Source organism: Actinoplanes regularis (genome assembly GCF_900188005.1).
Taxonomy (GTDB): Bacteria; Actinomycetota; Actinomycetes; order Mycobacteriales; family Micromonosporaceae; genus Actinoplanes; species Actinoplanes regularis.
The window spans coordinates 1-9,987 of record NZ_FZNR01000050.1 but is presented as its reverse complement, the minus strand read 5'-3'; the positions used below and the strand labels follow the sequence as shown (position 1 = coordinate 9,987).

8 protein-coding genes and 1 pseudogene are annotated in these 9,987 nt (G+C 68.1%); 3 read left to right on the top strand and 6 right to left on the bottom strand.

The window, feature by feature from the left end; genetic code table 11:
* On the top strand, window positions 1–153 hold a 153-nt coding region (locus CHC09_RS44635), incomplete at its 5' end, for a sigma-70 family RNA polymerase sigma factor (protein WP_143232906.1).
* 291 nt (window positions 154–444) lie between these two features.
* On the opposite strand, the gene CHC09_RS44630 is transcribed toward CHC09_RS44635, so the two are convergent.
* The 3 genes from CHC09_RS44630 to CHC09_RS44620 all read right to left on the bottom strand — a co-directional run bounded on the left by CHC09_RS44630 (window position 445) and on the right by CHC09_RS44620 (window position 3,721).
* Window positions 445–777, bottom strand: coding sequence for an STAS domain-containing protein (locus tag CHC09_RS44630; RefSeq protein ID WP_089299343.1), 333 nt, complete (start codon window positions 775–777; stop codon window positions 445–447).
* Window positions 774–3,209: a SpoIIE family protein phosphatase gene (locus CHC09_RS44625; RefSeq protein ID WP_089299342.1), complete on the bottom strand. Its 2,436-nt coding sequence runs from the start codon at window positions 3,207–3,209 to the stop codon at window positions 774–776. The genes CHC09_RS44630 and CHC09_RS44625 overlap by 4 nt, the downstream gene beginning before the upstream one ends.
* A 239-nt stretch (window positions 3,210–3,448) precedes the next feature.
* Window positions 3,449–3,721: a GlsB/YeaQ/YmgE family stress response membrane protein gene (locus CHC09_RS44620; protein ID WP_089299341.1), complete on the bottom strand. Its 273-nt coding sequence runs from the start codon at window positions 3,719–3,721 to the stop codon at window positions 3,449–3,451.
* A 188-nt stretch (window positions 3,722–3,909) separates the two neighbouring features.
* On the opposite strand from CHC09_RS44620, the pseudogene CHC09_RS49010 reads away from it, so the two are divergent.
* Window positions 3,910–4,194, top strand: a pseudogene (locus tag CHC09_RS49010) (catalase-related domain-containing protein); the annotation flags it as partial.
* 318 nt (window positions 4,195–4,512) lie between these two features.
* Here the strand turns inward: CHC09_RS49010 and CHC09_RS44610 are convergent.
* The 3 genes from CHC09_RS44610 to CHC09_RS46035 form a co-directional block, all read right to left on the bottom strand.
* Window positions 4,513–6,558: a SpoIIE family protein phosphatase gene (locus CHC09_RS44610; protein WP_179277574.1), complete on the bottom strand. Its 2,046-nt coding sequence runs from the start codon at window positions 6,556–6,558 to the stop codon at window positions 4,513–4,515.
* A 351-nt stretch (window positions 6,559–6,909) separates the two neighbouring features.
* Entirely contained in the window at window positions 6,910–7,527 is a 618-nt protein-coding gene (locus CHC09_RS46040) for a Pycsar system effector family protein (RefSeq protein ID WP_143232958.1), read from the bottom strand.
* Between the two features lie 274 nt (window positions 7,528–7,801).
* Window positions 7,802–8,467: a hypothetical protein gene (locus CHC09_RS46035; RefSeq protein ID WP_143232957.1), complete on the bottom strand. Its 666-nt coding sequence runs from the start codon at window positions 8,465–8,467 to the stop codon at window positions 7,802–7,804.
* Window positions 8,468–8,867: 400 nt separating this feature from the next.
* Between CHC09_RS46035 and CHC09_RS44600 the strand changes: the two genes are divergently transcribed.
* Complete coding sequence (locus CHC09_RS44600; RefSeq protein ID WP_179277573.1) at window positions 8,868–9,731, top strand: class I SAM-dependent methyltransferase; 864 nt, start codon at window positions 8,868–8,870, stop codon at window positions 9,729–9,731.
* Window positions 9,732–9,987 lie beyond the last annotated feature (256 nt).

Sequence of the window (9,987 nt, the reverse complement as noted above, 5' to 3'; positions counted from 1 at the left end):
CGCGAACGCAAAATCATCATCCTGCGCTTCTACGGCAACCAGACCCAGACACAGATCGCCGAACAAATCGGCATCTCCCAGATGCACGTCTCCCGGCTACTCACCAAAGCCCTCGCCAAGATGCGCAAAACCCTCCCGGCCGACGCCCTCTGATCCACCCCGGACGTGACGCTGAGCCGGCCGGCGGGCCCTTGAGGACCGCGGTTCTCTTCTCATGCGGGCGGGTGCCGAATAGAGGATCAGGTTGATGCCCGGCGTGGCAGACCACTCGTGTCGCTGCTCGATACGCCGCGCCGCCGTTCCGCAGCTCGGCATGGACGGGCACTGTCCCCCGACGCCACCCGGGGCCGGATCGCGAAGTGCCACGAGTTCGCCGCAGGGCACTACCCGTCGCCGGCCAGCAAGAAATTACGATCTCATCGTCGCGTCGGTCGCAGGACGTCGTCACACCTGGGGATCGTCGCGTACGTGCAGGTAGGTATCCATGTGGGTGATGGCCAGGAGCCGGCCGACGATGTCGTCCGGCGCGGTGACGACGGTGAGCCGGCCGTCGGCCTGGTTGAACGTGTCGGACAGGTGGTGCAGCATGCGCAGGCCGCTGCTGTCGAGGAAGGTCACGCCGCGCAGGTCCAGGTCGACGGCGTCGGATGGCCGGGTGGTGGCGCGGACCCGCTCGCCGATGGCGTCAGCGTTTGCCATGTCGACCTCGCCGCGGATCCGGATCACCGACCGGCCCGCCTCCTGGCTGATCTGCACATCCGCCTGGGCCTCGGTCATGCGGTCGTCCCTTTCGCGGGTAGGCGGAATTGCACGAGCGTGCCCGCCGGTGTGGAACGGTACTCGAATCCGTGGCTGAGGCTGCGGATGATGCCCAGGCCACGTCCCCGGTACGCGGATGAGGCGGCGGATTCCTGCCAGCGGCCGAAGTCGCGGATCGAGGCCAGGTAGGTGCCATCCGCGTCCGGGCTGACGGTGACCTCGACGGTGCCCGGCTCACGGCCCCGGTACGCGTGTTCGATGGCGTTCGCGCAGGCCTCGTTGACCGCGAGCAGCATGTCGGCTTCATCCCGGTCAGCCGGTTGGATAGCGCGCCGCCAGGCCTGCAGGGCGCCGCGCAGCCGTGACAGTTCCCGCTTGTCTGCCGTCAGCGTTCGGTGGAAGGCTGCGGCCGTGCCGGCGGGCATGCGCAGGCACAGTGCGACGACGTCGTCGCTGCGTTGCTCGGCGACACCCATCGCCGCGAACAGCCCGTCGCAGATCTCCGCAGCCGACCCGTGCCGCAGCTCGAGGGCCGCCTGCCGGAGCCGGTCGAGTCCGGCCGTCAGCGGCTCGCCGCGCCGTTCGACCAGCCCGTCGGAGTACAACAGCAGCAACGCCCCGGGCTCGAGAGTTTCGATGGCTTCGGGGCGGGCGCCGATCTGCTTACCGGTGATGGGGGCGGAACCACCGTCAGTGAGCCATCGGGTGCGGCCGTCGGCGGTGACGACCAGCATGGGTGGGTGGCCGGCGCAGGCATGGCGCAGCTGCCGGCTCGCTGGATCGAGCAGCGCGTAGCAGGCGGTCGCGAAGTCGCTGCCGCCGCTGCCGGCGGCGAACCCGTCGAGGTCTGTCAGCAGCGCCCCCGGCCCGGCCGCGTGCGGGGCGAGCGCGCCCATGGCGATGCGCATCTTGCCCATCGTGGTGGCGGCGCTCAGACCGTGCCCGACAACGTCGCCCACGGTCAGGCCGATGCTGCCGCCGGGCAGTTCGAACGTGTCGTACCAGTCCCCGCCGACCACGAGCGCGACGCTGCCGGCCTCGTAGCGTGCGGCGATGTCGAAGCCGGGCCGCTCGACGGTCCGGGTGGGCAGCAGCGCCCGCTGTAGTTGCAGGGCGGTGCGGTGGTCGCGTTCGCGGGCCTCGGTCTGCTCGGCGAGAGCCCGTTCCTCGGCGCTGTGCCGGTCATGGATGTCGGTGGCCACACCGAACCGCTTGGTGCCGCCCTGGTACCCGACGACCCGGATGAGATACCAGCGGTAGGTGCCGTCGCGCATCCGCAGCCGGGCCTGCTGGTCGAATGCGCTTCCGGCCGCCCGCGACGAATCCCACGCGGCGAGGAAACCGTCCGCGTCCCCGGCATGCAAGATCCCGGCCAGCAACTCGCGGTCATCACCGGTGCCGGTGGCCGCGCCGATGATCGTGGACCAGTTGTCGTTGAGCATCTCCACGGCCCCGTCGGCTTGCGAGACCCAGATCAATTGCGGTGCGGCCTGCAGCACCTGCCGGAACCGGGCCTCGCTCTCGCGCAGCGCATCCTGCGCACGGGCACGCTCGACCGCCGCCCAGGTGCGCTCGGCGACCTCCTCGACCAGCGTGATCTCCTGGTCGTCCCAGTCGCGGGCCGCGGCCTGATGCAGAACCAGGGCCGCGACGTGCCGACCGTCCTTGATCAACGGCACCGCGGCGTACGCGGCCACGCCGATCCGCTGATAGCTGACCCGCTCGTCCGGGGTGAGCCGCGGATCCGTAGCGACATCGGCGACCACCAGCGTGCGGCCCGCACGCAACTCGTCGAACAGGGTGGCGCCGAAGTCGTCCGCCCGGTAACAGCCGACCCCGCTCACGGTGCCAAGGGCGTGGTAGTCACGCTCGACGGTGTACATGTCACCGTCCGATCCGGAGCTCACCTCCAGATACATCGCCCGGCTCGCGGCCAGCCGCACCCCCAACGCCTCGACCGCCAGGGCTTGCACCGCGACCGGGTCCGTGACCAGCCGCACCCGGTCCGACAGGTCGAGCAGGAACGTCCGGCGTTGTTCGCTCGATCGCAACTCCAGCTCGATCTCGCGCCGCCGGGTAATATCCGCGGCCACCCCGACCAGCCGGTCCGCCTGCGGCGGTTTACCCTCGAAGAACGCTCGGGCGGTCACCGCGACCCAGCGATACCCGTCGTCGCGACGGCGTACCCGGATGTCCTGGGCCAGTTGGTGGTCACCGGCCGGATCGAGTGCGGCCGCCACCGCGTCGCTGTACCGCTGCCGGTCATCCGGATGAATCATCGAGGTGAGCGCCCCGGCCAGTGACAACACCCCACCGGCGGGCAGCGCGAACAGTTCCAGCATCCGCGGGTCCGACTCGGCGTAGTCCTGGCGCGCATGCCAGACGAACGTCCCCATACCGGCGGCGTCCAGCGCGACCTGCAGCCGCTCCTGCTCAGATGTTCCCGTCACACCGACCCACCTCCGCCGCAGACCAGTATGCAACCCCCTGCATGACCGCCCAGCTTCCCGCCCGCGGTGCTGATCCAGATCGAGGTCGGCCGCGTCGACGCCGGGGAATTCTCGTTCATGAATCCGTGCGATGACGTTTCGCCAGCGACGTGATCGCCGGGCCGCTGGGCCGTGCGTCAGACCTGAAAACCGGTGGCGTGGGCCTGCTGGGCCCACGCCACCGTCACTGACTGGTCAGGTCACGAGACACGACGGCGGCTGTAGGAGCCGGCGACGGCGGCGACGCCGAGGGCGGCGAGGATGACCTGGGTGACAATTTCGCGCCAGTCGACGCCGGAGGTATCGGCCCAGCCTGCACTGCGGGCGATGGCGGTGCCGATGAGCGCGGCGACGATACCGATGACGAAGGTCAGCCAGATCGGGATGTTCTGTCTGCCGGGTACGACCAGACGCCCGAGGGCGCCGATGATCAGGCCTACGACGATCGCGGAAATGATGCCGCCGACGGTCATCTGATGCCTCCAAGCACCGAGGGGGATGAGCGGTGTACTGCTGCCCGGCCGGCGCTGTACGCAAACCCGGCCCGGCCGCACAGGGCGATCACTATGGCTGAACACGGCTGAGGGAGCGCTGCGACATTGCCGCGGCCAGGCGCCGGGCGGGACGGATTCAGCGATCAGCGACGCTGACGCTGGCGAGGATGAAGCCGACGATCGGGATCAGGCCGAGCGCGCCGACTGGTTCGGTTCGGAACGGCGGTGCCAGGCCATCGGCCCCGGCCGCCCTCCGAGCGCGGCTGCGCCCGGAGAGTTTCGCCGACCACTACAGCCGGGCACGCCAGGTCTACCTCAGCCAGACCCCGACCGAACGCCGGCACATCGCCGACGCGTACGTCTTCGAACTGAGCAAGGTCGAACGCGCGGACATCCGTACCCGGATGGTCGGCGGGCTGCGCAACGTCGACGAGGACCTTGCCACCCAGATCGCCCGCAGGCTCGGCCTGCCCAGCCTCCCGCAGCCCTCGACCCCCGCTCGCGAGCCGATCCGCGACCTGGCCCCGTCCCCGGCGCTGTCCATTCTCGCCAACGGCCCGCACAGCTTCGCCGGACGCAAGCTCGCCATCCTGGTAACCGACGGCGACCAGTGCGGGCAGCTGCGCTACTGGGACCGCCTCAGCGCATCAGGAGGACGCTCCCACCGCGGGCCTTCGCCTCCAGCAAGGCGCCGGCCACCCCCGAGATCGCCGTGGTCGAGCCTGGCTCGTGGCGCGCTCGGCTGCTCGCCGTACGGATCAACGCTGGGATTAACCGGCTGGTCCGAGATCGTCGATGGTGACCGCGAGGATGGCCACGTCGTCGCTGCGCGGGTTCGGGCCGACTCCCGTACACAGGATGTGCTCGACAAGCTCTTCGGGGTCGAGTACGGGCGCGGCGTGGATCGCCTGGCACAGCTCGGACAAGCCACGGTCGACGGTGTACCGGTGGTCCTCGATCAGGCCATCGGTGTAGAGCACCAGACTGCATCCGGCGGGCAGCGCGATGACCTGGTCGTGGTAGGCCGCACGGCGGGTGCCGAGCGGCGGTCCGGGTTTCACCCGCAGCGGCGCGGCACGGCCGCCGGTGCTCAGGATCGGTGGCGGGTGACCTGCCAGGACCACGGTGGCGGTGCCCTCGGACAGGTGCAGTTCGAGATAGCAGCAGGTGGCCATGGCCTGCGGCTCGTAGCGCAGCAGGTGCTCGTTGGCGCGACGGATCACCTCGGCGGGTGGGTAGCCGGCCGCGGCGTACGCGCGCAGCGCGCTGCGTAGCTGTCCCATCGTGGCGGCGGCCTGGGGGCTGTGACCGGCGACGTCACCGATCACCAGGGCAGCCCGGTCGACGCTGATCTGGATGACGTCGTACCAGTCACCGCCGACGTCGGAGCCCTGCGTCCAGGGCAGGTAGCGCACGGCATGTCGGGCACCGGGCAGGGTGGGCAGCACCGCGGGCAGCAGGGCCCGCTGAAGGTCTGCCGCGATCGACAGCTGGGCCTGGTACAGCAGAGCCCGTTGCAGAGCCTGAGCGGCGGTGCGGCTGAACGCCATCAGGTTGGCGCGCTCGTCATCGTCGAAATCACGCTGCTGCCGGTAGCCGATCACCAGCGTGCCGAGGATCTGGCCGCCGGAGCTCAACGGGAGAAACGCCCACGCCGACCGGCCGCCACCGGAGATGGCCGATGCCGGGTCCGGTTGGGCCGCCGTGAACTCCTGCGGCGAGCTCAGGTACCGCGGCTGGCCGGTGCGCGCCACGCCGGTGGCCGGGTACGGGTGCGACAGCGACAACTCCCGCAACTGCCGTACGACATGCTCCTCGTAGCCGGCGTGGTATCGCAGCACCAGCCGGCCCGGCTCGGTCAGCAGGACCGCGAGGCCCTGTCCACCGGCCGAGGGGCGCACCACCGTACCCATGGCGAGGTAGACCTCGTCCGGGGTACCGGCCGCGGCCAGCGCGGCGGTAACCGTCTGCAACGCGTTGGTCCGTACGGCCGCCGCGCGCGCCTGGGCCACACTCTGTTCGAGCTGCCGCTGCTGATCGACCTGGTCGGTGATGTCGCGGTACGAAACGGCGACAGCAGCGGCGCCCACCCGGGCGGCCTTGACCTGCCACACCTGGGCCGTGTCCGGCACGGTCAGCTGCCGCTGCCAGGTGTCGCCGGTCTCGACCACCGCACGCAGGTTCGGGAACAACTCGATGTCTGTGGGGCCGGAGGGGTGCTCGACGATGCCCCGCCCGAGCAGGTCCTCCACGATGCGCCCGGCAAGCTTGGCGCCGATCTGATTGACCCACTCGCGGGTGAAATCCACGATCGTTCCGGTGTCGTCGCGGACGGCCCGCAGCAGCGCGAACCCGTCGAACGCCGCGTCCAGGGCGTCGTAGAGGCGCGACCCACCCTCGGTCTGCGAACCGAGCGTCAGCTTGCTCAGGTCGACGAACCGGGCCACGAAGCCGTCACCGAACGGCACCACCCGGAACTCGAAATGACCGGACACGCTCGCCCGGTCGTGATACACCGTCCGCGCCGCCGGTACCCGGTCGCGTACCACCCGCCGATACAGCTCCAGCGAGCCGTCGGTGACGGTCTCCGGCCACAGCTGGCGATACGTCCTGCCGATCAACTCACCCGCCGGTCGCTCCAGGAAACGGCTGCCGGCCTCGTTGAGGTAGATCAGCGTGAAGTCCACAATGTCGCCGTCGCCGGCCCGGACCGCTCTCGCCAACGCACACCCGTGCGGGTCCGCCTCCAGGAGGGCACGCAGATCCGGCGACACGGCCTCCGGCGCGCCCGTACTCATCCGCACCCCGAGCGGCACATACGAGCAGCCTAATCGGGCATCCGCCCAGTGGTCTGCACCAATCTTTCGCCGGCCCCGGCTGACAAGCCCAAACCCGGCGAGTCTCCATCGTTCGAACAGCCAGGGGTGGCCGCCGGTGCTCGCCCTTGCCGCGCCCGTACGCGTGGCAGAACAGGCGTCCGGGCGCAGCCGCTGCGAGACGTCCATGCCAGCACCAGGCGACCATCCGCCGCCCGCGCATCGATACGGGGTGGACACGCCTGGCACGCAGCCGCCTCACCACCACACCGGACCACGCAACGCTGCGTCACAGCAGCCATAGCACAAGGCCGACCGCCGAATGCACGGATCTGCCGAGTTGAGTGTGCCTCATTGGCCAATGACCGTAGCCGCGCCCAGCAGTGCTGATCCGGCAAGCATCGCCGCTAACGCACATTGAATTCCTCTATGTTTAATCTTGGCGCGAATCGCGAGTGCGTATATTAGACATGCGAGTCGCAATTTCATGCTGTTCGAAGAGTCAGAGGTGATCGCATGGAGGACCTCTTCGCCGGTACCGTGTCGGGAGATAAAGGCGGTATAGAGATCTTGCGGAAGATCAAGTAGCCCTCGCAGGCCGGGGCTTCGTGGCGCCAGGTCTTGCCAAGCTTTCCGGAAACTGCGCGGCTTACGTCTGTTCCATGAGTATTTCCCGGCCAAGCCGCCGAGCTGCGGGCTGACGACGAGCACTAATAAAAGTACCGCGAAGCCCAACAAAGCGATAGAACAGCTGGCAAGAGCGAAGGCGGTTGTGCCTGTCGATTTATCACCGCGCCACCTCCCCACCGTGGTGACGGAAATTCCGAGGATTACGCCGGTGAAGCCGAGCAGGATTTGCGATTTGCGATCCGCCCGGTCATCCGACGCTCGAACCTCGGCCAGTTCAAGCCGAAGAAGATCAATATGCTCATCGTCTCCTAAAGGGATGTCACCAGAAACGTCAGGCACCGTCAGAACGGTACCGCCGGACGGCGGCCGCGTTCCGCCGAGTAATACTCCCGAGGTCTTGCCCGACGGCTTTTCACTAGATCGGGCGCATCGTTCGGCCGCGATCCGAGCGGATGGCCGCCGCCCTCATCTGCCGCCGTCCGGACGTTCCGGCTGGCCGCAGCCGTCAGGCCCGGTGACCAGCACTCTCGCTGCTCGACATCTTGTCGGGCCGATGCGAGTGAACCAGCATCGCACCGAAATAGCGTCGTCCATGTGAGCGAAGCGGTTCTGGTCACGTGCTAGTCGATCGCCGCCAGGAAGCTCGACGGGTCCGGCGGTAGTACGACCAGCCGGCGGCTGGCAGCGCGACCGTCCAGGCCAGAAGAATCGGCAAGCCGATCAGTGCGCCGGTGAGCGTGAACGGATCATCCGGGCTCGCATCGGCAATCGCGCGGGGTAGCTGTATGGGCAGAGTGAGCGAGTAGGCGACCATGATGCCCGAACCGATCACAGTCGGGGTGAGGGGGAACCACGGAGGGACTCGATGTCCGGCGAGCCATGGCACCCATCGGGGAAAGACCAGGCCCCAGGGGCTGATCAGGCCCAGTGACAGGACACCACCCAGGATGGCGAGCAGCACCAGTATCCCGAGATACACGGCGCCTGCGGGGACGCCCATGATTCCGTCGGGAAATCCTTCCGTGCCGTTGCTGCGACCGTTGTACCAGGAGTCGAAGCTTGCCTTATGTGCCAGGAAAGGGATTCCTAGAATCCATGGGATATGCAGCGGTACGAATCCCAGAATGGGTGCCATCCAGCCCACCGTTCCAGCAAGACGCGCCCACCGAGGCAGCGCTGGCACCGCTGTTCGGTACGCCGAGTTGGCGGTTTCCGTGCCCTCGAATTCCGCCCCAACATCGGCGTTCGACGAAATCGCAGGATCACGTGAGCTATCCATAGGGCGCAATCTATGCATTCTCGGCTGTGGTCAACCTGAGAGAAGCTGATAAGTTCCTCAGCCGCACCTGCGATCGACTGGATACTCCATAGATCGGAACTCCATTCAAACGTCCTCATTTGCCGCAGGCAGAACGCTGCGCACAGTCACGAGATCCATCGTTGGTCGGCTCACGCTCGTGCCGGTGACAGTCCACCTGATCATGGTCGAGTTGACTGGGGCCATATGGGCGATACAGACCTTGAATGTTCGTACAGTGAGCCATTCCGCGCAGCAGTCTGGTTGCTGTGTCACATACACCGCTGTCCTGCCGGCACGCGACCTTTGTGGACGTGCTGACCGGTCCGGGCGCCGTAGCGCGACGGACGCGCGAAACCGACGGAGCCGCTACGGTGACCGGGTGGGCGACGTGTGGGCGAAATGGTTGCTGACTCGGCGAGACGGCGACAGCGGGACCATCCGCGCCAGGCACGCCTCGAGCCTGGACGCCTTCCGGGACGGAGTCCTCGATCGCGCCGATCTCCGGACGGACGACGTGCTCCTCGATGTCGGCTGCGGCACCGGCCTCATCGGCTTCGGCGCGCTGGACCGCCTCGGCCCGGCCGGACGCGTCATCTTCAGCGACATCTCGGCCGATCTGCTTGACGAATGCCGGCGGACCGCCGCTCAGGACGAGCGGTGCAGCTTCGTGCAGGCCGCGGCCGATGACCTGGCCACCGTCCGGGACTCCTCGGTCGACGTGGTCACCACCCGGTCGGTCCTCATCTACTGCGCCCGGAAACAGGCCGCGTTCGCCGAGTTCTATCGGGTACTGCGCCCCGGCGGACGCTTGTCGATCTTCGAGCCGATCAACCGGTTCCCTATGCTGTACCGCCCCGGCGACCTGTTCGGCCTGGGCCGCACACCGGTCGACGACCTGCTGGCGAAGGTGGCCCGCCAGGTCGGCGACGAGGCAACGCTGGTTGACTTCGACGAGCGCGACCTGCTGACCTGGGCCGCCGCAGCCGGCTTCGAGGCGATCGAACTCGACTACCGCGCCCAACTGGACGTTCCGGCCGAGCCGTTCGCCGACTGGCAATCGGTGAAGCAGACGGCCCCGAACCCGCTGGCTCCCACCTACGGCGAGGCGATCGCGGCCGCCCTGACCCCCGACGAGTGCGAACGCCTGGAGTCGCACATGACGACCACCGAGGCTCGCTCCCGTCGCACGATGGCGACGGCCTACCTGCGCGCGCAGAAAGCTGACGCGCCGCAAAAGGGCTGACCTGACCGGCAACCCGGCGCTTCGCCGGGTGAAACGATGGTGATTCACAGGAACTCACCACCGACAGTCGAAGAACTACAAGCGAGCCTTCCAGGCGCAATGTCATGCCGACGAGAGTGTGTCTTTCGCCGCCGCACGATGTCACCGAAAAAGGTCGGCTAGAAGCGTCACTCGTCCCACCAGATTTCGACTGATTCCCCGGCAGCATTGTCCCGCCGCCTGCCCCGCCAGCGCCTAACCGCCCTTCACCTTGCGT

Coding starts and splice junctions, on each gene's coding strand:
- CHC09_RS44630 (WP_089299343.1), bottom strand. CDS start 777: ATGACCGAGGCCCAGGCGGATGTGCAGATCAGCCAGGAGGCGGGCCGG.
- CHC09_RS44620 (WP_089299341.1), bottom strand. CDS start 3,721: ATGACCGTCGGCGGCATCATTTCCGCGATCGTCGTAGGCCTGATCATC.
- CHC09_RS46035 (WP_143232957.1), bottom strand. CDS start 8,467: ATGGATAGCTCACGTGATCCTGCGATTTCGTCGAACGCCGATGTTGGG.